The following is a 25,453-nucleotide window of genomic DNA, read 5'->3' as shown; positions in this document are numbered from 1 at the left end:
CTTAAAAAGAACTTTATTGATAAAATGAATGATATCTGTTGGTAACTGATGTTTTTCAATCGGGGGTGCGGACAAAAAAGTGGAAGAAAGCATCGGAACTATTGGGAGTAACATTCCGACGGATGGTAAACGGAAATAACGCATTATAATTTCATCGCATAGTTTTTAAAATTTTACATAGATTTTACAAAAACATGTTCATACATTTTACTTGCGTCTTTTATTCTGATATCTGGAAAAATATCTGGTATAGAAGGAAGGAATTTGTATGAACATTTTTAATGTGCTGAATATGATAGGCGGTTTGTCGCTTTTCTTATATGGTATGAGTATTATGGGGAATGGTCTTTCCAAGATGGCAGGAGGCAAATTGGAAACTATTCTGGAAAAGCTTACAACTAAAAAAATATTAGCAGTCTTGCTTGGAGCCGGTGTTACTGCTGTGATTCAATCATCATCCGCCACAACTGTCATGGTGGTTGGCTTTGTAAATTCAGGTATTATGAAGCTGTCACAAGCGGTTGGAATTATTATGGGTGCTAATATTGGTACAACCATAACATCATGGATGCTGTCACTTACAGGAATTGAAGGAAGCACTCTTTGGCTCAAAATGCTGAAACCATCCTCTGTTTCACCGATTCTTGCTGCAATAGGAATCATTCTGGTTATGGCAAGTAAAAGTGAATCAAAGAAAAAGGATATTGGAGGAATACTTCTTGGATTTGCAATTCTTATGTTTGGAATGGAAACGATGAGCGCTGCGGTGTCGGGACTTGCAGATAATGCATCGTTTACAAGTTTGATGACTGCCTTTCGTAATCCTATCCTGGGAATGGCTATTGGAGCTATTCTCACAGCAATTATCCAGAGCTCATCGGCATCGGTAGGAATACTTCAGGCACTTTGTGTAACTGGTGCTGTTCATTATTCCGTGGCGCTGCCAATTATTATGGGGCAGAATATCGGAACCTGCGTGACGAGTATCATTTCTTCTATTGGTGCAAGTAAGAATGCAAGACGTGCAGCAATGGTTCACTTGTATTTCAACCTTATTGGAACCGTTCTTTTTATGGTATTCTTTTATGCAGTGAATTCATTTATAAACTTTGCTTTCCTTGGAAAATCGGCAAATGCAGCAGGGATAGCAGTGATACATAGTTTATTTAATATAGGTGCAACAATCGTATTATTTCCATTTTCCAACCTGCTTGTCCGACTTACGGAAATAACGATACCGGATGGAAAAAATAAAGAGGATGTTCAGGCTGAACTTGTATCGATTGATGAGAGATTCCTCAGAAAACCTGCTTTTGCTATGGAACTTTGCAGAGGTAAAGCCCGTGAGATGGCAGAGCTTACAAAAAAAGCAATGGAATTAGCGATAGAGGTTCTGCTTAAATATGATGAGGAAAAAGCGCAGGAAGTGGTAAGGCTTGAGTCGGTTGCCGATAAATATGAAGATGTACTTGGCTCGTATCTTGTAAAGCTTTCGAGTAAAAATATATCTGCTGCAGACAGCCGGAGTATGTCGATTATATTGCACAGCATTAGTGATTGGGAAAGAATATCGGATCATGCGCTGGATATTGTAAAATCATCAGAAGAACTGAATACAAAGGGATTATCCTTTACCGAACATGCGAGACAGGAAATTGAAACTCTTTGCAGGGCAGTGAATGATATTTGTAATCTGACGGTAGAGAGTTTCTGTAAAGATGATGAGATATCCGCTACCCATGTTGAACCGTTGGAAGAAGTCATTGATACTTTGTCAAAAAAAGTGAAAGAGAATCATATCAAAAGACTTCAAAACGGCAAATGTACGATTGAGATGGGGTTTATTTTAGAAGATATTCTGACAGGGCTGGAACGTGTTTCCGATCATTGTTCCAATATAGCTGTTGAGATGATTACGATATATGACAATGATTACAATACTCATGAGTATTTCAAGAATTTTTCATTGGAGGAAAGAGCCTCCTTTAATGAGGAATATGATGAATTAATAAAAAGATATCCCATGGGGAATATGGTGATATGATGACGGTATAATATTAACAGGAGTGATTTTATGGCTCTGATTTATATCATTGAGGATGATGAAAGTATAAGAGAAATTGAAGAGTTTGCTCTTCAGAATTCCGGTCACAAGGTTTTAGGCTTTTCCTGTGCAAAAGATTTTTATAAGGAGCTGGAAGAGGTAATGCCGGATTTGTGTCTTGTGGATATTATGCTTCCCGATGAAAATGGGAATGAGATCGTAAGAAGACTTAGAAGAAACACGGAGACAAAGATGCTGCCAGTTATAATGGTGACTGCGAAAACAACAGAGCTGGATCTTGTAAAAGGAATTGAAGATGGTGCAGATGACTATATCAGGAAACCATTTTCTGTGATGGAGCTTATTTCAAGAGTAAAGGCATTACTAAGACGGACGCTATCTGAGGAAATAAAAGAATTGCGTTTGGACGAAATCGTTGTGAATAATGAGAAACATGAGGTGTCTATATCGGGAAGCTCATTGGAATTAACATACAAGGAATATGAGCTGTTGTCTTTGTTCATTGCAAATAAAGGAATTGTTTTGACTCGAGATACAATAATGAACCAGGTCTGGGGAACAGATTACGAAGGAGAGTCAAGAACTTTAGATATGCATATCAAAACACTTCGTCAAAAGTTGGGAGATTATGGTACCAGAATAAAAACGATCCGGAATGTGGGTTATGTGATGGAATGAAAAAGAAAATAAATGTACGACTTGTTGGAATCGCTGTTATTGCGGTTTTGGCAACGGTTATTGGTATTACCATATTATATTATAATCTGTTTCAGAGACAAGTCCGGGCGGACTTGTCCGTTAGTGCGAAGCTTTTAAAAGATACGCTTTATTTTGAGTCGGTTAATATTGATACCGATGACATTGACCTGTCAACGGATATTGAAGAGCTTCGCGTTACATGGGTAGCAGAAGATGGAACGGTACTTTATGATAATGACGCTTCGGCAGAATTTTTGACAAATCATAATGACAGACCGGAAATACAGGAAGCGTTTACGGATGGCGTGGGAGAAGCTATTCGAAAATCAGATACTATGAACAAGAATACATTCTATTATGCTATCCGTTTAGATAATGGAACTGTACTGCGAGTAGCAACGGATGCGCAGAGTCTTCTGTCTGTTTTTGTTTCAGTGGCTCCTGTTATAACGTTGATCATTCTGATTATTATAACAGTGTGCGTAGTGATTTCGCATTTGCTTACGAAACAGCTGTTAAAGCCAATTGAGGTAATGGTTTCAAATCTGGAAAATTCTGATTATGAATCTCCATATAAGGAACTGGATCCTCTTTTTGAAATGCTAAGATCCCAGCATACAGATGTGCTTGCGGCTGCGAAGGTCAGACAGGATTTTACCGCAAATGTATCACATGAGTTAAAGACACCGCTTACAGCAATTTCCGGTTATGCAGAACTGTTAGAAGGCGGGATGGTTGGAGAAGAAAAGCGGAATCATTTCTATCAGGAAATTCGTAAAAATGCAGACCGATTGCTTGCACTTATCAATGATATCATTAAACTCTCGGAACTGGATAGGGTAGAACATGGGATGGTGTTCGAGAAAATTGATTTGTATGAGGTGGCTCATGAGTGCGTAAATGAATTATCCGTCAGTGCAAAACTTAAAGATGTTACGATAGCCATTGAGGGTAAAGAAAGTCCTGTACATGGCAATAAAGAATTGATAAAGGAACTGATTGAAAACCTGATTCAAAATGCTGTTCGATATAATAATCCAGGTGGAAAAGTCCTGGTATCCGTTAATATTATAGACAATTCGACCTGCTTGACTGTAAAGGACAACGGAATTGGAATTCCGGCAGTGGATCAACAGAGAGTTTTTGAGAGATTCTATAGGGTTGACAAAAGCAGATCCAAAGCCACCGGTGGAACAGGGCTTGGACTTGCAATTGTAAAGCATATTGTCGAAATTCATGATGCAAAAATTGAATTGGACAGCGTCCCAGGAGTAGGGACGACGATATCAGTTCTGTTTTAATAGATAGACTCATAGCGATATTCCTGGACAAATTCGGCCATCGCGCCGGCATCAATGCTGTGGTCTCTAACCACGTCGAATCAATTTTGAAACTCACTCGAGCCGGGGGGACTGTAGAAATACGATTATCACCGCATTGTCTGTGGAGAGGAGGTTGGGAAGAATGAAAAAATGGATTGCAGTTTTCTTTCTGCTTCTTACTGTTTTCTTAGCGTCATGTGACAACAATGGCGTTGATACGCTGACATATGCAGTTTTCCCATATATGCCGGATACCGGTTATTATCAGGAAATGATTGAACGGCGCTGGGCGGAGATTGAGCCGGACATCAAGTTGGTTCGGGCGGAGTGGAACTGCTATGAAGACGGTGCGCCGGACGGTATAGATGTCATTATGTATGATATTGTTATGCGGGATACGCTGATCGAGAATGGTTGGATTCAGGCGATTGATCGGAATGCAGTTCAGAAAGCCGAAGACATATTTCCTTTTGCGCTCGAAGGCTTGACCGTAGATGGCAGGCTGTATGGCATTCCTGTTCTCTTGTGCGGGAACTTCCTGATTTATGATCTGGACTGTACAGATCTTGCCGATGCGGAGCATCTCACGGATTTTGCGCATGAATCCGGGATTCTTGTGATTAATTCGGAATCTTCTATGAACCGGCCGCAGTATATCCATGAAATCCTGGCAGATACCCGGAGAGAAGCAAATCCGTCAGCAGACAGCGATGCGGATGGCTTGATGTCTCTCATGGATCAGTTGGCCATTGATGCTCACGAACGGGATGATGATACACAGGTCGCATTGGCCTATGATTCCGGAATCGGCAAAGGGTATATCGGTTTCAGTGAGAGTATTCGCCACTTGAGTAACCGCATATCCAGGACCGGAATCAAATCGATCAGCTTCAGCGATCAGGAGGATTTGCCTCGCGTGTATGTTGATGCAGTGGCTGTTAACAGCAAGGTAAAAGGGAAACGGTATGAGAAATGTATGGAACTGATGAATGTTATTGCGGAAGCAGATGTTCTTTCATCGGTATCCGTACAAAACGGAGTTCCACAGTATCTTCTGCTTGCCAGAAAATCAGCCTATGAACCTCTTGTTAAGAGGTTTCCGTTATATGCACAAATAGAAAAACTCGCTTTCAATGAAAATAACCAGGCGATTCTCGGCCCCAGGCCTTAAAATTCCGCTTTGACGATATGTTCCCTGTAACGGGAAAAACAGTAATAATGAATATACTATGTATTTCTGGAGAATAGTGAAGGATTTGCGGTCGAGAATTTCGACCGCAAATTTCGACCGTAAACAGAAATCAAAAGAACCGATCGCTTCTGCATACTTTTTTCAGAAAACCATTATTCTCATATCTTTTCTAAATCAAAGGAAATTTCCAATCCAAAATGATCCCCTTTTTTCAAACCACATACAATCCACATATCTGAGCGCTATAGTTAGCACGTAAACACAAAGAAGGTGCGTGCGATGAATAGGAAAATCCATTTGAATGTCGGCGGTATGTCCTGTATCAATTTTTATTCCTCCTCAAAGTGTGAAAGATAAATTTACGTTTTACGAAAATATCTGTCAACTGGATAGCGGGATACAGGCGCTTTTCTTTGACGGACCGGTGGGGTATATTTATATAAAAAGCTGAATTTCTCCGGAACCGATCTGCGGCCGGAGTTATTTGGGAAATGGACCCGATTTGCTGTATTGATGCTGCTGGATATCGAAAAACTGTTTTGGGCGGACATCCACATGACAGGGACCGGATTTGATTTCCGGTTGGCAGTGTATATTGCGGTGATTCCTGTATCCGGGACCATCGGCAAGGCAATCCGGGGAAAGTATGAAGATAAGGCGGCCCACGGAAAGTAACAAATGACGTTAGAGCAGATGATGGGAATTATTATGATTTGATTCAGTGAACGGTATGATGAAAATGCGGGGTGAAATATGCACGGAGAGAAGAAGTTTCGAGAGATCAGCATTGACGGATGCAGAAAAATCGGAGAGGGGGCGCATGGTGTCGTCTATCAGACTGCTCCGGATATGCTGGTGAAGGTATATCGGGAGGGGGTGCCGCTCGACAGGATCCACAAGGAACAGGCGCTGTCCCGATGGGCCTTTGTGAAAGGTGTTCCGACGGCCATTCCCTTTGACGTCGTGCGGATCGGGGAGCAGTATGGAACCGTGTTCGAGCTTATAAATGCCAGGTCGGCGTCGGAATATATTGCAGGTGCTCCGGAACGTCTGGAATGGTTCATTGAAAAGTCGGTCCGGCTGATGAAGCAGGTGCATGGGATCGAAGTGGAACCGGGAGAACTTCCGGATATGAAACAGCAGACGTATGCCTGGCTGGAAAAGATAAGACCGCAGTTTTCCGCCGCACATTATGAAACGATCCGGCGGATCCTGGATTCGGTTCCGGACCGACATACGCTGCTGCACGCGGATTTCCATTTGAAGAATATTATGATCTGCGGGGACGAGCTCATGCTGATTGACATGGAAACTCTGTGTACCGGCGATCCGGTCTTTGAGCTTGCGACGGTCTATAATTCCTACCGGGAATTCCCGTCCATCGATCCGGCTGCGGCACAGTTTCTGGGGATCGACGTAGAGACCGCGGCGCGGATCTGTGACAGGACGTTTGAATTATATACAGCATCTTCCTCCGTGCAGGAAGTGATGAACACCGCACGCCTTCTGGGCGGCATCCGAATCATCGATTTTATGGGCCGCCACGCCGAGCATCCGGCAAGCAGCCATGTCATCGAATGCTGTCTGCGGGATATGAAGATGCTGCTGGAGCAAATGAAGGGATAAGTAATCGAAGAGGCCTGTCATAAAAGATCAGGAGGAAGACAAAGCGTTCCGGAAATCCGGAACGCTTTCAAAAAATAATAAAAAAAGATAATCAGACTACAGAAAGATATAATGATTTAAGAAGTCTTACCGATAATATAGATAAGTGTGATTTAAAAGAACCGACTGTTTTTGTACATAGGAATAATGGAGACAAGTATGGAGCTTATTTCAAAGGAAGAAATCGATATCTTAGGTGAGATTGCCAATATCAGTATGGGAAATGCGGCCACAGCCCTGAGCATCATGCTGAATCAGCGCGTGGACATTACGACGCCGAGAATCAGCGTGATCAATCGAAGTGAGTCGTTGGATGACTATGAGAAAACCTGTATTTTTGTGCAGATTCACTATGTAAAGGGCCTGAGTGGCAACAATGTCCTGATTCTGAAGGAACATGACGTGCTCAGCATGACTGATATGATGATGGGCGGCGACGGCACGAGTCCGGATCCGGAAGTGAATGAGATGCATTTGAGCGCAGCATCGGAGGCCATGAACCAGATGATGGGAAAGGCGGCCACCTCCATGGCGACCCTGTATGATACCATGGTGGATATCAGCACGCCGGATGTTCACAAGATTGATGTGGAGAGTGTCAAGACGTTTGAGAAAATGTTTGAGTCCAATTCGGAAAAGTTTATCAAGATTTCGTTCCGCATTGAGGTCAGCAATGTCATCGATTCCACGATGGTACAGCTTTATCCGGTTTCCTTTGCGATGGAGATGGTAGAGAAGTTCCGCCAGCGGAAAGCGGCGGGAGCGATCGGGAAAGAGTAAAAAAAAACGGGCGCCTTCGCATTTCTGCGAGGCGTCCGCTGATTTGTTATGTGGGAATTATTCAGATTATTTCCCGGGGGGACAAGAGCGGTTCACGGGAAAGAGATTGATCGGATCATCCCGTTTCAGCGCGACTTGATCCGCCACTAAAAGCTGCAAATGGTTGAAACCCTGAGTTTCCGTTCGTCTGCAAGTTGATGGCAGCTGTTGATGTGTCGCTGTTGTCCATTAGGATTGCCTTGGCGCTGAGGCGACCATTGCGGCGGTGTGAGCTTGAGCGGCCAGTGACGGACCATTTGTTTCAGCCTGTCTCGCGGAATCCTCCGCCACGGCTGTCGCTGCAACTCCTGCTGCCGCTGTTTCTCCGCTTGTAACCGGAATGGTCTTTGCCGCGGTCGCAGATGTGCCAACATAGATCGCAATCAAATTTCCGGTAAAGATGATGCGGAGCGGCTGACCGTCTGTATTAAGGCCGTTCAACATTTCTGCAGAGATGATGAATTCACCTGCCTGGGTTCTGAGGCAGAATTCTGTGCCGCCGGATGCGATGAAGCTTCCAAGATCCTCGGAAGAAAGAACTACGCTGTTATCGCTGCCCACAGAAGCGGAAAGGATTCCTTTATCGATGGCCGTTTCCGTCGGGACAAGTTCTGCCGGAGCCTGTATCTGCGGTTCCGATTCCTGGCCATATCCCGCAGGCGGATTGCCGCCGTCATCGCTGCCATCGCCGTCGGTTTTGACGATCGGTGCCATTTTCAGACTGACCATGACGCCGCCGCCCTTCGGAACGGTGAGGAAGTACTCTCCGTATCTGTCTCTGCGAAGAGAAGTTCTCTGCGCTTCGTCGCTGTATGCAGCGACAACGTAGTATCCGTCCGGAACATTGAGCTTCACGGAGACGGTTTCGCCGGCATGCGCGACATTGTAAGTGGATGTAATGTTATCATGATCGGTGACCGATGTTGTTCGTGTGTCGACGAATTTGACAGAGCCGCCGGTATCGCGATCGAATTTGAGGATATAATCAATGGTTTTTTCAAATGCTTTCGCAGTATCGGAATACTTGAGACCATTCGCCGTTTCTTCCATAGCGATGCTCTTCTTTTTCTTCGTATCGATCTTCCATACGGTCAGGTTCAGGTTTTCTGCCGCTTCTTTTTTGAAAGCAACAGCGGGGCCCTTCGCGTTCAGCGTGCCTTCAATCACGACATTGGTCTTCCCGCTGTTTGCGGAATCCAGGTCAAGGATGCCGGCTCCGGTCGAAACGACATCACCGGCAACCCATACGGTGGCGGTTGTATCCGGTGTTTTGTCAGAAGTGGGCATACCCTCTTCGACAGGAGTGATCTTGATTCCGGCGGAGTCGTCATTACCGAGAGCAAGGATATTCTCATAGATATTGGCCTCCAGTACGGAACTCTCTCCGTTCAGAACGACAATGACACCGGTGGCGGATTTTTTATCGCTGGTGGCAGATACATTTTCCATGATATCGGCATAGGCTTTTCCGTCGCGGGCGCGTAATTCCAGGCCGGTTGCTTCTGATTCCCCGGAGGATGCGCTGACATCATCCAAAGTAAAGACTTCCACTGTGGCGCCATCTTCGGCTGACATACTGACGCCGGTTGCTTTAGAAGTGACGGAATTTGCAGATATTCCGCCATCGATGGAAATCTCGGTGGTTGGGGCTGCTTTTTCGTCGGAGCGGTAGCCGTTCACATAAGCACCGATAACGCTTCCTTCTTTGGAAGAAGCTTCTACGGCACCTCCAATTTCCGCGGTGGTTTTTCCGCCGGAGTTATCGGACCAAAAACCGATGGCGTCTCCGTCGGTGGTTTGGGCGGTTATATTATTTCCGACTTCGAGAGTGGTATTACCCGAAGAATTCTCAGAGTGAAAACCTGTAGCGTATCCCACTGTGGAATTGGCAGTTACATCATTGCTGACGACAAGGTTGGTATTGCCGCCGGAATTCTCAGAAATAATGCCGTTGGCATCGCCGTTACTGGAATCGGCGATTACATCGCCGTCCACATCAATGGTCGTTTTCCCTTTGGAGGTTGAGGTGTCAATGCCTCTGGCATATGCGTCTTCGGTTGTGGATCCGGAGATGATCGATCCGGTCCAAACGGAGACATCTCCTTTTCCATCATTATTCACGGAAACACCTGTCCCGGTGGAAGGTTCATCGTCCGGACTGTTGTTGCTGACTTCGATATCGCCGCCAACGGTTACGGTGATGTCTCCGTCTTGATCTTCCCGCTCATGGTTAACTTCCAGACCGGTGATATCGTCCCCGGCTTCCCCGCTTTCGACAGAGATCCCTCCGTCAACATTTACACTCATGTCTTCATTTCCGCCGTCGTCTGCCGTGACGGAGAGACCGGTTTTGTCTGAGGTTTCGATGTCTTTTTCGAAATACCCGTCCGTATTGACGACCTCACGCGGATTGTCATAACCCGCCATTGCGGGCGACACCGAAGAGATCGTGAGATAAGATGCCGCAAGAATACCGGCAGTGATTCGTTTTTTCATGCGTACCTCCTATTTCTTTTGATGAGAGTCCACTGTTGTGTGGGTTTGTGGCTAAAATATATAATAAGAGTTTTTTTTCTTGGATACAATAGAGATAATAACAAACATTATTAAATAAATATAAAACAATAGAGGTGACATTTTAGACAAGAGAGAGTTTTATGGTATAATTATATTAAATAATAGAAGCTATTTTATTTGCTCTGAGAGATTTTCAACGAAAATTTTATGAGGGGGTCACGGACATGAGACGTTTCATGGACAGGATGGCAGAGATTATATCGCGTTATCGTTACAGAACCGCGTTTACGGATGGCAAGGAGACGCTTACCTATCTGGAACTGGATCAGGAATCTGCAAAGATATACCGGTATCTGAAGGAAAAGGGGATCGGAAAAGAACAGTTTGTCACGATCCTGATGCCGAGAAATATCCATTTTTTCAGCTGTATGCTGGGCGTCTGGAAGGCCGGCGCCGCTTACGTCATGATGGAAGAGGGGTATCCTGCCGAACGGGTGGCGTTTGTTCAGGAAAACTGCCGGTCGGTTATGACGATCGATCAGCCGCTGGTGACCCGGATACTGGCAGACTGCGAGCCGTTATACGGGTATGAAGAGACGGATCTTCATGACGCTGCTTATGCGGTCTATACCTCCGGATCCACCGGGAATCCGAAGGGCGTTCTTCACGAATACGGAAATGTGGATCAGTGCGCCGCCGTAACGCCGGAAAAAGAGTCTTATCCGGAAACGGTGTTTGCCTACAGCGCCGCGCTGAACTTCGTTGCGGCGCAGTTATATCTGATCGATGCCACGCTGAGCGCAAAGACGGTTTTTCTGATCTCCGGTGATCTCCTTCGGGATTACGATTCTCTTCAGAGAACCCTGGAAGATCAGCGGGTGGAGAGCATCTTTTTCCCGCCGTCTTTCCTTCGCCACTACAGCAGACCGGCGCGATTCCTGAAAAAGATCTATACCGGCAGTGCACCGGCCAATGATATTTATTTTCCGGGAGGACCGGAAGTGGAGCACAATTATGCCATGTCTGAGACCGGATTTTTTGTCTTTCAGTATATCCTGGACCGGGCATATGACATTGCTCCTCTCGGAAAACCGACGCTTTCCCTGGGCATGATCCTTCTCCGGGAGGATGACACCCTTGTGGAAGCTGCGGGGGAGCAGGGGGAACTGTGTTTTATCAATGATTATATCCGCGGATACATCGATCTTCCGGAACAGACCGACCGGGCCTTCCGGCCGTCACCGCTGAATCCGGAGATCCGCCTGTTCCACACCGGCGATATGGCATACCGGGATGAGGAGGGAAGATATTATATCGCCGGACGGATCGATGACATGATGAAGATCGACGGCAACCGCATCGAACCGGCCGAGATCGAGACGGCAGTCAAGAAACTGACCGGTCTGGAGGATGTCATGGTCCGGGGATTTCAGGATAAATCCCGCGCTTATGTGGCGGCCTATGTCATCAAAAAAGAGGCGGTGGAAAAGGGACTGTGGGACGGCACCACTCTTGCCATAGACCGCGACGCGCTGGCAAAGCGGTTGCCGTATTACATGATACCGACGTATTTTATTGCCGTGGAGCAGTTTCCGAAAAATGCCAACGGAAAGTTTGTCCGCAAACAGCTTCCTGCCCCGGATATCACAAAATATTTTGCGGAATATGCCCAGCCAGAGACCGGACTTCAGAAGAAACTGTGCGCGGAGTTTGAACAGGTGCTTCAGCTCTCGAGGATCGGTATCCACGATGATTTCTATGCGCTCGGAGGAGATTCCCTTGCGACGCTGACCCTTCTCGGCCGGCTGAACCTCCCGGGGCTGTCCGCGATGGATATCTTTTACGGACGAACGCCGGAGAAGATCGCCAGGGCATACGAATCCGGCGAAGTGCAGCAGAGACCGATTGAGGAACGGGAGAGGGCGGCCCGAAAAAGAGAATATCCGCTTACGCCGTTTCAGCTGAATATGTTTGACTATCAGTTGTGCGCGCCTCAGAGCTGTATGTGGAATATTCCGATGATGTTCACGATTTCGGCGGAGTCAGTGGATGTTTCCCGGTTCCGGGATGCGGTTCGAAAAATGATGGAACATCATCCGATCTTCCGTACCATCGTCTTTTTCGATGAGGATGGAAGGGTGATGCAGCGCTATGAACCGTCGATCCGGCCGGAATCACGGTTTGAAGAGCTTTCCGAAGCGGAGTTCGGAAAACGGAGGACGGAACTGAACCATCCGATCCGTATGATGCACGCTCCGCTGATCGAGACGGCGGTCTTCCTGACGGAGGATCATCTCTATTTCTTCCTGCTGTCGCATCACATCATGATCGACGGAACCGGACTGAACCTCCTTCTGGAGGCTCTCTGGGATTATTATGACGGGGAGAAAGAACCGGCGGTGGACACTTGGTTTGCCTATCTGGATCAGGAACAGAAGAATAAGGATCAGAGTCGGTATCGGCAGGCGGAGCAGTATTTCAAACAGGAGTATGAAGACAGCAAATGGTGCTGCAACTTAAAGGCCGACCACGAATCCAGAGATCTGAACGTTCAGTCCTTTACCATACAGTCTGCACTGACGGAATCAAAACTTCAGAAGATCAAACAGAACACGCAGCTTTCGCCCAATGAACTCTGTGCGGCCATTACGCTTTTGGCGATGTCCGAGACGGAGTCGGAAGAACGTGTCATGCTGCACTGGGTATTCCAGAACCGTCTCACACCGGAGAGCGAATCGGCGGGAGGCCTCACGATACGTCTGCTTCCGGTCGGCGTTTCCGTGTCTCCGGATGAAGACCGGAAAGAAGTGCTTCGCCGGATCTCCGCGCGGATTAGGGAAGGAATCGCCAACAGCGCCAGTGACTGGTGCCTTGCCAATGAGTCTGTTTTCCAGAATGATGCGCTGTTCCTGGTGTATGAGGCGTCCATCATGGATATGGAGTGCATGAAGGCGCATCATGCAGAGGTGGAAATCCTTCCGAATCCCGACGATACAGCGGTTCGCCGAACTGCCATGCAGGTTCTTGCCGCGTCGGACGGTCTGATCTTCCGGTTCCTTTATATCGGCGCGCTGTATGACGAAGCGCACATCGCCTCGTTCCGGAAGGCGCTGGAGAAATGGATAAAATATATGAGTGACTGACTTCAGAAAAATCGGGATCAACGGAAGTCACGGCTGCAGTGGACGAGAAGAACAGTGCTTTTCAGGAGGGAAATTATGACAATCAGGGTTCTTTTGCTGTTGGCCTTCTTTGCGGTAATGCTGATCATCGGATTCGTTTACCGGAGGAATTCCTCAAGCGTCAATGGTTTTATCCTGGGCGGACGAAACGTCGGACCTTGGGTTACGGCGTTTGCCTACGGAACATCTTATTTTTCAGCGGTCATCTTTGTGGGATATGCGGGCCAGTTTGGCTGGAAATACGGGATTGCCGCTTCATGGATCGGGATCGGCAATGCCCTGATCGGTTCGCTCCTTGCCTGGAAGATTCTCGGAAGGCGGACCAGAATCATGTCGCAGCAGCTGGAATCCGCCACCATGCCGCAGTTTTTTGCGGCAAGATTCGGCGGAGAGTCTCTGAAGATCGCATCTGCCCTGATCACCTTTGTTTTTCTGATCCCGTATACCGCTTCGCTGTACAACGGCCTTTCCCGGCTTTTCGGAATGGCTTTCGATATCGATTATTCTGTCTGCGTCATCGCCATGGCGGTGCTCACCGGGATTTACGTCATCGCGGGCGGTTATATGGCAGCCGCGATCAATGATTTTATTCAGGGGATCATTATGATCGTGGGGATTGTCGCCGTCATTGCCTCGGTTTTGAACGGTCAGGGCGGTTTTATGGCAGCGATTGACCGGCTGGCGCAGGTCAGTGATGCGGGAGTGTCGACTTCACCGGGCGTATTTGCTTCCTTTTTCGGGCCGGATCCGCTGAATCTTCTCGGTGTTGTGATTCTCACTTCCCTTGGGACCTGGGGGCTTCCGCAGATGGTTCAGAAATTTTATGCAATCCAATCGGAAAAAGCCATCGAAAAAGGAACGATCGTATCTACCTTTTTCGCGTTTGTGGTGGCGGGGGGATGTTATTTCCTCGGCGGATTTGGACGACTGTTTTCTGACCGGGTCAATGTTGCCGTTGAAGGGTATGACAGCATTGTTCCGGCGATGCTGTCCGGACTTTCCGGGACACTGATCGCCGTGGTGGTTGTGCTTGTTCTCTCCGCGTCCATGTCGACCCTTTCCTCGCTGGTTCTTACCAGCTCCTCCACGCTGACTCTGGATCTTCTGAAGGGTCACGTTATCAAAGATCCGGATGAAAAACAGCAGCTGTTCCTGATGCGGTTTCTGATCGTGGTCTTTGTGGCGATCTCCGTGGTGATCGCGATCATTCAGTATAAGCGGAACGTGTCATTTATTGCACAGCTCATGGGCGTATCCTGGGGGGCTTTGGCCGGCGCGTTTCTTGCGCCGTTCCTGTACGGATTATACTGGAAGGGAACTTCAGCGGCCGGTGTATGGTGCAATTTTATCTTTTCCACCGTGGTCATGATTCTGAATATGGCCATACGTCCGGATTTTCCGCCGCTTCTTCAGTCGCCGATCAATGCGGGAGCTTTCTGTATGCTGGCAGGTTTTGTGATCGTCCCGGCGGTGTCGTTCTTTACGAAGAAGCCGGACCGCAGCCGGATCGATGCCGCATTTGCCTGCTATGACCGGGAAGTTACGGTTCATCAGATCCGATCTCTGTCCGATCTGTAATGCGGGGGACGGGAGAGAGGATGCCTGCATACGCCGATTTCCGAAGGATCACCGAAGAATTAAAAAAGAGTTAAAATGAACAGAAAATAAACTGCCTGACATGTAATCTTCCGGATGAACCGTGGTACAATGAAAAAACAGAGAGAATTGTCTTTGGAACACAGGAAAGAAGGTTTTCGTTATGCGATCGATTCGAACGAAGATTACTACGGTGACGATATGTGCAATCGTGCTGACCATGATCATTGCAACTGTTTTTGGTCTGGCCGCGATCCGGAATATCGGAATGAGCAGTTCGGAACAGATGATGCTTCTTCTCTGTGAGTCCGGACAGAAGAATATCAACTCCTATCTTGAAGACGTGGAACAGGAAGTACAGACAATCTCTGCGTATGTCGAGTCGGATCTGGACGGCCTGGAGGATGAAAAACTGCAGGCACATCTGGACCGCGTCAGCGATTTCTTTCGCAAGGTGCTGTACCGGACCAACGGCATTAAGACGTATTACTACCGGATCGATCCGGCGGTCTCGCCGGTGGTGAAGGGCTTCTGGTATGTGAGAGATGCCGGAAAGGGATTTCAGGAGCATGAAGTGACCGATATCACCAAGTATGATACGGAAGATACCACGAAACTGGTCTGGTTTTCGGTGCCGAAGGCCAACGGAAAACCGGTCTGGCTTCCGAATTATCTCACGGATACTCTGAATGAGCGGGTAATCTCCTACAATAGTCCGGTATTTTACAAAGGCCGCTTTGTGGGAGTGATCGGCATCGAGATGGATTACCGCTTTATAACGGATCAGATCGATCATATCACGCTGTTTGAAAACGGATATGCCTTTATCAATGATTCCGAGGGACATCTGGTGTATCACCCGAGGATGGATGTTTTCGAGATGGAAAACCTGCCGGCGGTTCCGACCGGGCTGGAAGGCGATTACCGGATCATTCATTACAACTATGAGAATGTTGAAAAGATTGCCGTCTCCCTTCCGCTGGTGAACGGAAACCGTCTGAACGTTTCAGCGCCGATGTCGGAGATCGACAGAACCTGGAAGCAGTGGACCAATATGATGGTTGTTGTGTTCGGTTTGCTGGTGCTTGTATTTATCACCATTTTTATGCGATATACCAGGAGAATCACAAAACCGCTGGAGGATCTTACCAAAGTTGCGGAACAGATTGATGCGGGAAATTATGATCAGAAACTGGAGTATACCGGAAAGGATGAGATCGGACAGCTGACGCAGACCATCAACCGGGTCACGGCGAATCTGAAAAAGTATATCTCGGACCTGAATGATCTGGCCTATGCGGATGCATTGACCGTTCTTCATAACAAAGGAGCTTTTGACATCTGGCTCGGAAAACTGCAGGCGCAGGCACATGAGGCTGACGGGACAACAGAATTTGCCGTCTGCATTTTTGACTGCAACAATCTCAAGATAATCAACGATCAGAACGGGCACGACAAGGGAGATATTTACCTGAAGGAAACGGCAAGGGTGATCTGCGAGGTATATCGGCACAGCCCGGTGTTCCGGATCGGAGGAGACGAGTTTGCCGCGGTTCTTGTGGGTGCCGATTACTGTAACAGGGAAGAACTTCTCCGCATTTTTGACAGCCGGTGTCAGGAAACAAGGGAGCGTGAGAACGAGGAGTGGAAGAAGGTCAATGTTGCCCGCGGCATGGCTGTCTATGATGCCGGGGAGGATGAGTCGGTTCACGATGTGGTACGCCGGGCCGACAAGAAGATGTATGAGAATAAGTGGGAGAGTAAAAAAGGGATTCCGCGATGAACGTTTTTCCGCGGATATGGAAACTGCCGATGCTCCGGAGCGTCGGCAGTTTTTTTGTTCCTCAACGGGAAAATGGATCATGAAGTGCTTAAATTCACAGGTAAAATAATGTATAATATTATTTGAATTATACTCCTTTGTGGAATCAAAAAGAATAGTTGTGGAGACAATATATGAAATTATTACATGCGGACATAGTTTACTCGAAGGATCGTGACCACCTGGCGGTTCATCCGGACAGTTATATCGCGGTGGAAGACGGGACTGTGAAAGGAATCTGGCCGGCAATCCCAGAAGAATACCGGGATGTTCCGGTGACTGATTACGGCGATGGCGTGCTGATTCCGGCATTTTCCGATCTTCATGTCCATGCGCCTCAGTATCTGAACCGCGGTCTGGAGATGGATCTTCTGCTGGAGGACTGGCTGAATCAGTGCACTTTTCCGATGGAAGTGAGATTTGCGGATCCGGATTTTGCAAAACTCGTATATGATGCGTTTCTGGACGATATGATTGCGAACGGCACGATGCATGCCTGTGTGTACGGTACGATTCACTCTGAGGCGACAGGCTATCTTCTGGAGAGTATGGACCGCAGAGGAATGAGAGGCTTCGTCGGAAAGATCAACATGGACCGGAACGCCCGGGAGGATCTTCTGGAAGCACCGGAGACCGCGATCCGTGAGACGGAGGTCTTTCTGGAACGGTACGGAAGCAACCGTTATACCAGACCGATCCTGACCCCGAGATTTGCGCCGACCTGTACCCCGGAACTGATTGCCGGAATCGGTAAGCTCGGAAAAAAGTACCGCGTCGGGGTACAGACACATCTTGTGGAATCCCGATGGGAGGCGGAACAGGCAAGGATTCTCTATCCGGAGTGTTCCTGCGACACGGAGATCTATGAGAGAGCGGGACTATTGGACAACGGACCGGTCATTGGCGGACATTTCATTTTCCCGACAGAGGACGACGTCCGGATTCTGCAGAAACACGGCGGAGATGCGGTACAGTGTCCGGATTCGACCATCAGTATCATCGCGGGGATTATGCAGACGGGCACACTGCTCGACCGGGGAGTAAAAGTCGGACTCGGAAGCGATATCTCGGCGGGACATCATATCGGCGTGTTCACGCAGGTTGCCCGTTCGGTTCAGCTGTCAAAACTGAAGCAGTTCTATGAGCCAGACGGAAATCGGAAGATTTCTTTCGCGGAAGCATTCTGGATGGCGACAAAGCAGAGCGGGGATCTCTTTGGCGGTACCGGCTCCTTCGAGCCGGGAAGCGTGTTTGACGCCCTTGTGATCGACGGGCTTTCCGACGCGGCGAGAAAACTCACGCCGGAGGAGACAGTGGAACGGTTCTGTTATATCGGAACAAAGGAGAATATCCGGGCGAGATACATGAACGGAGAGCCGTTGGAACGGTAACGGCCCGGAACGGACGATAACGCAAGACAGGAGAAGAGCAGGGGAGGCAGAAATGGAGAAAGACACATATACACCGGAAAACGGTGAGACAGAGATTCTGCTGAGACGGTACAACGATGCGTTTGCGATCTGCGGTATTGCGGTTATCGTGTTCTCTCTGTGGGATATCCTGAAGATGTTTGCCGGATATTTTTTCGGGGAAGAGACCTTCGACAAGATGATTTCGGAATTGCTCGGCAGTCTGGAGATTTCGGAAGACATTCCGGTGGAAACAATCCGTCTGATCGTGTGGGTGGTGATGATCGGAGGTCTTCTGATCCTGTCGGCGATCGTCTTTTTATTTCATTTTTACATCGGTTTGAATGCTTACCGTGAGGGCAGGGGAATCAGGAAGAAGAAATCGAAGACGTATCTTGTCATGGCCGGTCTGGTGCTGGTTGTATCCGGCACAATGCTGGCATTCAGCGTGGTCGCCTTTTTGGTGACGGAGAATCATGGCGGAGTCCGGTTTGCGTCGCTCCTTCTCGAATTCACATCCTTTTTTAATTATGCCTATCTTATGTATTCGGCATATAAGATTCATTGTCTGAAACGAGGTGTGCTATGACAATATGGCAGAGAATCCGGCAGATTGTCATCGGACTGGTCCTTCTGCCGGCTGGAATTCTTCTGATGATGTTCGGCGGAGAAGTGTATCCGCTGATTATCGGACTCTACTCTCTGGCCCTCGAAATCTATGGAGTTCGCAAGGTCTGGTATTTCTTTCGAATGGCAAGGTACATGACGGGAGGACGCAGAATCCTGTATCGCGGAATTCTGGCGTTTGATTTCGGGATATTTGCCGGATCGCTGGTGCGGGTTCCGCAGATCTATATTCTCCTGTATCTCACCGGAACGATGGCATTTTCCGGTCTGGTGGATATTCTGCGGGCAAGGGAATCCCGGGAGATTGAAGGCCCATGGAAAATGAAGACGTTCCAGGGCGCAACGGAGATCGGAGTAGCGGTTTTGTGTGTTCTCTTTTTGAGATCAACGGATTATGTGGTGGATATTTTTGCCATGGGTCTGATCTTTTCGGCGGTGATGCGGATCCTGAGTGCGTTCCGCCGGACACCGGTGATCATGATCGATTAGTATTGGGGGGATTGGAATGCAGGAAGATTTTCACTATTACGCGACATACTGCGCGGCAGCACTGGCAGGGTATGATCACAATCAGTGTCTTGAGATCTGTTATTGTGCACAGATGGTGGATCACTGTTCCAGAACCTTTCTGAAAAAAGTGGGCGGACCGGCGCAGGCTGCCACCACCCAGCTGAAACTGGAACTGATGGATGCGCGGACGGACCATCCGGGACTTTGGGATATCACGAGAATCTGGTCGTCATTCCATTTTCTTCCGAGAGATCTCCATGCGGATGTCCGGAAAGGCTCCAAAAACTATAAAGATAAATACCGTCTGATCTGCGGACCGAACGGTGATCTTCTGACGGATACGGTCACATTGGCCAGGGGAAAAGGGACACAGGCAGCAGGAGTTGCAATGCACGTGCTGGCCGACACCTGGGCCCACACCTACTTTGCGGGGACTCCGTCGCTGGTGATCAACAATACGGATGCGCATTTCTTTGAACTGTTTGAGCAGGAAGACGGAAGTTTTCTGAAAAAGAAAATCGTGTTTTCGCACAATCCCTCCGCGGCCGAGGATCCGGAGAAGGGTGTCTATGTCGGCAGCATGTATCAGTCATCGGAAAACTCCATCATGAATCTGGGACACGGAAGAGCGGGACATTTGCCTGATTACAGCTTTATCCGGTATGTCTACCAGCCCGCATGGGGGGAGTACCGGGAAATCCTGAAGGATAATCCCTCCGACTATTATCGCGCGTTTTCCCAGATGGTTTATGCGCTGAAATATCTTCGCGGGGAATATGAGTGTTTTGAAAAAGAAACCTATGCCGACGAGGCGATCCGGCCGTATGAGGAACGGATTCATGAAATCATCCGAAAAAGGCAGGTGGATGCATCGGCGGACTGGAAGGCGTTTGGAGAGAGTCTGGGGAAGGAGAACATCCCGGCGTTTGACCGGGAGACGTATTCGGAAGAGTATATGAATACGGATTCTTCGAAAAAAAAGGAGACGTTCCTGGGCGGCTTTCTGGAGGCGGCGCTGCGTCAGAAGGGAATGATCACATCCCGGATTCGGGAATCGGGAAACCGCCTGGCCGGTTTTGCGAAAGTCAGGTTGTAACGGCGGACACTCATATTATATAATAAAAGTGTGTATTTATGAGAAAAAATCGGGCTTCACAGAGTACGGATGCCGGAGGTTGAAGTATGACATTTGCCAATTTTGAAAACATTGTCTCGCTTCTCGGTACCATCGTCGGACTTTTGTATTGCGTTTTTAAGTATATTGAGACCCCGAAGCGTGGCTATCGAATCATCATCGCTTTTTTTCTTGCAAATTTTCTGAGTGAGTATTATTGGACCGTCTATCAGCTGATCATGCCCTCTTACCCGGATGTCTCCGAGTTTGTCGCATATTTCGGCTGGAATGTCAGCTACTGCCTTCTTCTTCTGGCAGTCTATTTCATGCGCCATACAAGCGCACAGCGTTACTTTCATCCGGTCATGATTCTGCCGGTTGTAACCGGAATTCCCTTATTCTGGCTCTATATTCAATACGGCGGCATTCTGAACAATACATGGGAAGTCGGAATTACAACACTTACGCTGATATTCTGCCTGCAGGATCTGATGCACTACCGGTCAAAACAGGTGCCGGGAAGGGTTTTCCCCTGGTTTTCTCTGATCGTACTGCTGTATGTCGTATCGGACCACGTGATGTGGACATCCTCCTGTTTTTCCTGGGACAGTGAGCTGTCCAATCCGTATCTGTATTTTACGGTATTCGGGGCTATTCTCCGGGTTCTTCTGGTGTTCGGAACTGCAAAATATTATGAGCCGAGAAAAAAAGACCGGACGCAGAGAAATGTATCGGAACTCGGTCTTCAGGTTGCGGTTCAGGCGATTGTCACCATTATTATTCTGGGAATCTGCACTGCGGGATTATTTCTTGCGGTCATGATCCGAGATTCCTTTTCAATACGGATTCCGACGATTTTGAACGAGGATCCGATCGTCATCTGTCTGTTTTCCATATCAGCCATTCTGATTATCCTGATTTTCGGACTGCTTTGCGTGATGGGTTCGCGCTACCGCCGTATTCTGACGAAGGGAAAGAACATGAGCGCCGGCCGGCGGAGCAGGATTAACTTTATTTTTACCATTGCTGTCACATTGATTCTGATGGTACTTGCTGTAGCGTATAACAATATGGTCCTGTACCGGGCATCGGTTGTCAGCATGTATGAGGATGGCGAGAAGGCGATCAAAGCATCGGCGACGGATCTGGAAAACTATCTGACGGTAGCGGTGACCACGGTACGGGTTGCGGCGGACAGTGTCGATCTGATGAAACAGGACGGAAGATCTGTACAGGAGATTGAACAGTATATCAAAGAACAGACCAAGAGAGTTGCGCAAGAGTTCGACGAGAACTTTACCGGACTTTACGCCAGCATCGACGGAATTTATCTGGACGGCCTCGGATGGGAGCCGCCGGCGGGGTATGATCCGGCAGAGAGAGACTGGTATCAGTCGGCACTGGCCGCAAACGGCGAAGTCGTGATCGTGTCTCCGTATGTCGATGCCCAGACCGGAGAGGTTGTCATTACCGTCGGAAAAGAGATTACGGACAGCCAGAACGCAGCCGGAGCTCCGTTCCGGAATGTCGTCTGCCTGGATGTGATTGTCGGTCATATCAAGGAAGTCACAGAGAGAGAGGACATCGCCGGAAAAGGATACGGTATGGTGGTCAACGAGGACGGTTTCATCGTGGCCCACCGGGAAGATGAGAAGAGCGGACAGAACCTTGACGCGCAGTACGATTCCAGTCTTCTCGAAAAGATCATCAATGCGAAAGAAGGAAGAATCACCGCGAAAATTCACGGCGAGGACTGTACCTTATTTGTGGCCCCGGTCATGAAACAGTGGTATTCCGTGATTGTGATCCGCGATGCGGAACTTCTGGAGGATACCTATTCCCAGCTGGCGGTCAATATCGTGGTATCCATCATCATATTCTGCTTGATTACGTTCTTCTACTATATCGCGTATAAGAATGAGCAGGCTTACGGAAAAAAAGTGGAGGAGATGAACCTTCAGGTCGTCACGGCGCTTGCAGCTGCAGTCGATGCGAAAGACAAATACACCAACGGTCATTCCGCCCGTGTGGCAGAGTATTCGAGAATGATTGCGTCGCGCAGCGGTTTCTCTGTGCCGGATCAGGATGAGATCTATATGATGGGCCTCCTTCATGATGTCGGCAAGATCGGTATTCCGGATGAGGTGATCAACAAGGCTTCCCGGCTTTCCGATGAGGAAAACGAGATTATCAAAAAACATCCGGTCATCGGAAGCAGTATTCTGGAGAGTATCAGGGAAAACCCGAATCTGGCGGTTGCGGCAAGATGGCATCACGAATGCTACGACGGAAGCGGATATCCGGACGGAATCGCCGGCGAGGCGATACCGGAAAAAGTCCGGATCATCGCTGTAGCGGATGCCTATGACGCGATGACCAGCAGACGGAGTTACCGCAATGTGATGCCGCAGAGTACAGTGCTGGAGGAGATCCGCAAGGGCATCGGGACACAGTTTGATCCGAGATATGCCCAGGTGATGATTGAACTGATTGAGGAAGACCGGGATTACCAGATGCGGGAAAAAGAGTCTCCGGCCAATGAATCGGCGGCAGGTCAGGCAGAGCGGGCAGAGAAGACCGATCAGGCAGATCAGACCGATCAGGCGGGACGGACAGATCAGACCGAGTGAGCAGATAAGGCAGACATGACAGATCGATCCGATCAGACCGATCAGGCAGATTCACGGAACATATGTGACCGGTTATGTCAGGGATGGATGCGACAGGACAGGAAATTGCAGCGCATAATATGACATAGCATTGGAAGAAGAACTTTCCTTTGAACTGCAAACAACTTATAATAAAAGACAAAAGCTGGAAGAACAGAAAAACGGATAACAGAGAGACAGAAAGAACAGATAAACAGAAAGAACAGAGGAGATGAATATGCGAATCAGGGATTATCGCCGGGAGGACTCGGCGGAGATCTGCCGTTGGGTAAGAACGAAGGATGAAATGTACCGGTGGACGGCGGAAGTATTCGATCATCTGCCGATCGGCGCGTATGAGCTGGATTCTCACTATGCTCCGCAGATACAGGAGGGACGTTTCTTCCCGCTTTCGGTGGAGAACGAAAGCGGAGAACTGGTGGGACATTTTACAGTCCGGTATCCGGATCAGGCGGATGATTCCAATGTCCGCATTGGTTATGTGATTCTCCGGCCGGATTTCCGCGGTCAGGGACTGGGGAAGAAAATGATTCAGCTTGCGCTGGAGTATGCACGGAAGCTCTCCGCACGCAGGGCGGAGCTTCTCGTTTTTGCGAACAATCCCGACGCGGTGCACTGCTATGAGGCTGTGGGGTTCACCCCGGTCAAGACTATCGATTATGAGATACCGTCCGGCGTGTGGAAATGTATAGAGATGGAGTATTATCTTTGAGTATGAGCAGAAATCCCTCCGGATGGAAGGAAATCACCCTCGGTGAGAAAGAGATGTTTGGCCGGTGTTTTCAGCTGACCCGGTGAAGATGGTGGAAAAGTATACCGTCTTTCCGGACTGACGGATCCTGAAAACGAAACGTCGGAGAAGCGAAGCGACAGGGCGGATCATGAGAACTGCAGGCCGCAGGAAAAAACGTTGGATCCGGCGGATGATACCGGTTCCATACGAAATGAATTGTTCGGATAAAAATACACAAAAAACGAGGATGAATTTAGGGCATAATAGAAGATGGACCTAAAATTGAATAGACAAATCTAATAAATTACAGTAGTAAACTTACGACATTGTGACGAAAGTATATTCTACACAGCACTTTGAAATTGACAAATCGGTTTCATAAACATATCATCAAGAAGGAAACAAAAAAGAAAAGAAAGGAGAGATCATAAACATGACGGCAAAACATGGCGGCACGAAAATCACCATCAATTATGTCGCGGAAAAGGCCGGTGTATCGAAGACGACTGTTTCGCGTTTTCTGAACGGTCGATTTGAGATGATCTCTGCCGATACAAGAGAACGAATTGCCAGTGTTGTGGAAGAACTCGACTACCGTCCGAACCGGATTGCGCAGAGCCTGAAATCACGGAGCAGCCGCACCATCGGATGTCTGGTCAGCGATATCGGCAGCCCGTTCTCCTCGATTCTGGTCAAGGGCATCAGCAGTGTTCTCAATGAACAGGGATATCGTCTGATCCTTGCGGACAGCGAGGATAATCCGGTTAACGAGAGAAATGCGATCGACAGTTTCCTGGAGAGTCAGGTGGACGGATTGATCGTGAACTCGACCGGAGCCAATGACCGGTTTCTTCTTCAGCTTCGGGACAACGGACTTCCGGTGGTCTTTGCGGACCGGTGCCTGTCCATTCCGGGAGAGATCGACACCGTCGAGACCAACAATACGGAGATGACCTGCAGCTGTATGCAGTATCTGAGCCGGATGGGGTACACGAAAGTCGGTTTCTTCGCAAACGGGATCGGCAAGAACACAACCCGGATGGCAAGACTTTCCGGTTATCTGAAAACGATGGAGGAAGTGTTCGGATACGATGGCCGGGATACCGTTTATGAGTATGTCAGCCATGGAGACGGTTCCGGATGCGCGGACAAAATCCTGAAATTCATCACGACGTATTCTCAGGAGAGAGTTGCGCTGTTTGCGGTAAACGGTGTGGCGATGCTCGACATTCTGAATGCACTTCAGAAGATGAAGCTTCAGGCCGGCGCGGATGTCGGTGTGTGCGGATTCGATAATTGGGGCTGGGCAGATCTGATCCCGCCGGGGATTACGACCATTGCGCAGGATTCCTTTGCGGTCGGCGCGGAAGCTGCGAAGATCATTCTGGACCGGCTGAGCGGTGAAGGAGACCCGGCATGCCGGAAAATTGTCCTTCCGAGCAAACTGGAGGTGCGTGGATCCACGGTCCGCTGAGAAGCGGGGGACGGGGATCCGGAAAACAATAGTTTTTC

Annotated in this window: 17 protein-coding genes; 16 read left to right on the top strand and 1 reads right to left on the bottom strand. The window is 48.4% G+C overall.

The window, feature by feature from the left end; all coding sequences use genetic code 11:
• Positions 1-268 precede the first annotated feature (268 nt).
• The 6 genes from BR86_RS0106015 (at position 269) to fliY (ending at position 7,723) form a co-directional block, all read left to right on the top strand.
• A complete protein-coding gene (locus tag BR86_RS0106015; RefSeq protein ID WP_031472146.1) occupies positions 269-2,044 on the top strand; it encodes a Na/Pi cotransporter family protein in 1,776 nt (591 codons plus the stop codon).
• A gap of 30 nt (positions 2,045-2,074) precedes the next feature.
• Positions 2,075-2,743 (top strand): response regulator transcription factor, encoded by a 669-nt coding sequence (locus BR86_RS0106010; protein ID WP_031472145.1) that lies wholly within the window; start codon positions 2,075-2,077, stop codon positions 2,741-2,743.
• Entirely contained in the window at positions 2,740-4,065 is a 1,326-nt protein-coding gene (locus tag BR86_RS0106005) for a sensor histidine kinase (RefSeq protein WP_031472143.1), read from the top strand. The genes BR86_RS0106010 and BR86_RS0106005 overlap by 4 nt, the downstream gene beginning before the upstream one ends.
• Positions 4,066-4,228: 163 nt before the next feature.
• A complete protein-coding gene (locus BR86_RS0106000) occupies positions 4,229-5,257 on the top strand; it encodes a type 2 periplasmic-binding domain-containing protein (protein WP_031472141.1) in 1,029 nt (342 codons plus the stop codon).
• Positions 5,258-6,031: 774 nt separating this feature from the next.
• Positions 6,032-6,904 carry an aminoglycoside phosphotransferase family protein gene (locus tag BR86_RS0105990; RefSeq protein WP_031472139.1) on the top strand — a complete coding sequence of 291 codons (873 nt, stop codon included), beginning with the start codon at positions 6,032-6,034 and terminating at the stop codon, positions 6,902-6,904.
• Between the two features lie 198 nt (positions 6,905-7,102).
• Positions 7,103-7,723 carry a flagellar motor switch phosphatase FliY gene (gene fliY / locus BR86_RS0105985; RefSeq protein ID WP_038288057.1) on the top strand — a complete coding sequence of 207 codons (621 nt, stop codon included), beginning with the start codon at positions 7,103-7,105 and terminating at the stop codon, positions 7,721-7,723.
• Between the two features lie 228 nt (positions 7,724-7,951).
• On the opposite strand, the gene BR86_RS0105980 is transcribed toward fliY, so the two are convergent.
• Entirely contained in the window at positions 7,952-10,258 is a 2,307-nt protein-coding gene (locus BR86_RS0105980) for a hypothetical protein (RefSeq protein WP_031472135.1), read from the bottom strand.
• A gap of 245 nt (positions 10,259-10,503) precedes the next feature.
• On the opposite strand from BR86_RS0105980, the gene BR86_RS0105975 reads away from it, so the two are divergent.
• The 10 genes from BR86_RS0105975 to BR86_RS0105925 all read left to right on the top strand — a co-directional run bounded on the left by BR86_RS0105975 (position 10,504) and on the right by BR86_RS0105925 (position 25,415).
• Complete coding sequence (locus BR86_RS0105975; protein ID WP_031472133.1) at positions 10,504-13,422, top strand: non-ribosomal peptide synthetase; 2,919 nt, start codon at positions 10,504-10,506, stop codon at positions 13,420-13,422.
• A 75-nt stretch (positions 13,423-13,497) separates the two neighbouring features.
• A complete protein-coding gene (locus tag BR86_RS0105970) occupies positions 13,498-15,039 on the top strand; it encodes a sodium:solute symporter family protein (RefSeq protein WP_031472131.1) in 1,542 nt (513 codons plus the stop codon).
• A gap of 181 nt (positions 15,040-15,220) precedes the next feature.
• Entirely contained in the window at positions 15,221-16,840 is a 1,620-nt protein-coding gene (locus BR86_RS0105965; protein ID WP_031472129.1) for a diguanylate cyclase domain-containing protein, read from the top strand.
• 173 nt (positions 16,841-17,013) lie between these two features.
• The gene (locus BR86_RS0105960) at positions 17,014-18,270 is read left to right on the top strand and encodes an amidohydrolase family protein (protein ID WP_031472127.1); all 1,257 of its coding nucleotides are present in this window, start codon (positions 17,014-17,016) and stop codon (positions 18,268-18,270) included.
• Between the two features lie 52 nt (positions 18,271-18,322).
• Positions 18,323-18,877, top strand: a complete 555-nt coding sequence (locus BR86_RS0105955) for a hypothetical protein (RefSeq protein ID WP_031472125.1) — start codon at positions 18,323-18,325, stop codon at positions 18,875-18,877.
• Positions 18,874-19,404: a hypothetical protein gene (locus BR86_RS0105950; RefSeq protein ID WP_031472123.1), complete on the top strand. Its 531-nt coding sequence runs from the start codon at positions 18,874-18,876 to the stop codon at positions 19,402-19,404. The genes BR86_RS0105955 and BR86_RS0105950 overlap by 4 nt, the downstream gene beginning before the upstream one ends.
• 16 nt (positions 19,405-19,420) lie before the next feature.
• Entirely contained in the window at positions 19,421-20,521 is a 1,101-nt protein-coding gene (locus BR86_RS0105945; RefSeq protein WP_031472121.1) for a DUF6765 family protein, read from the top strand.
• Between the two features lie 86 nt (positions 20,522-20,607).
• Positions 20,608-23,169: an HD domain-containing phosphohydrolase gene (locus BR86_RS16055; protein ID WP_075034447.1), complete on the top strand. Its 2,562-nt coding sequence runs from the start codon at positions 20,608-20,610 to the stop codon at positions 23,167-23,169.
• 256 nt (positions 23,170-23,425) lie between these two features.
• Positions 23,426-23,920: a GNAT family N-acetyltransferase gene (locus BR86_RS0105935; protein WP_031472117.1), complete on the top strand. Its 495-nt coding sequence runs from the start codon at positions 23,426-23,428 to the stop codon at positions 23,918-23,920.
• 454 nt (positions 23,921-24,374) lie between these two features.
• Complete coding sequence (locus BR86_RS0105925) at positions 24,375-25,415, top strand: LacI family DNA-binding transcriptional regulator (protein WP_031472115.1); 1,041 nt, start codon at positions 24,375-24,377, stop codon at positions 25,413-25,415.
• The last annotated feature ends 38 nt before the right edge of the window (positions 25,416-25,453 follow it).

The sequence above is a fragment of the [Clostridium] aminophilum DSM 10710 genome, assembly GCF_000711825.1.
Lineage (GTDB): Bacteria > Bacillota > Clostridia > Lachnospirales > Lachnospiraceae > Clostridium_R > Clostridium_R aminophilum.
This window is presented reverse-complemented; position numbering and strand designations above follow the sequence as displayed.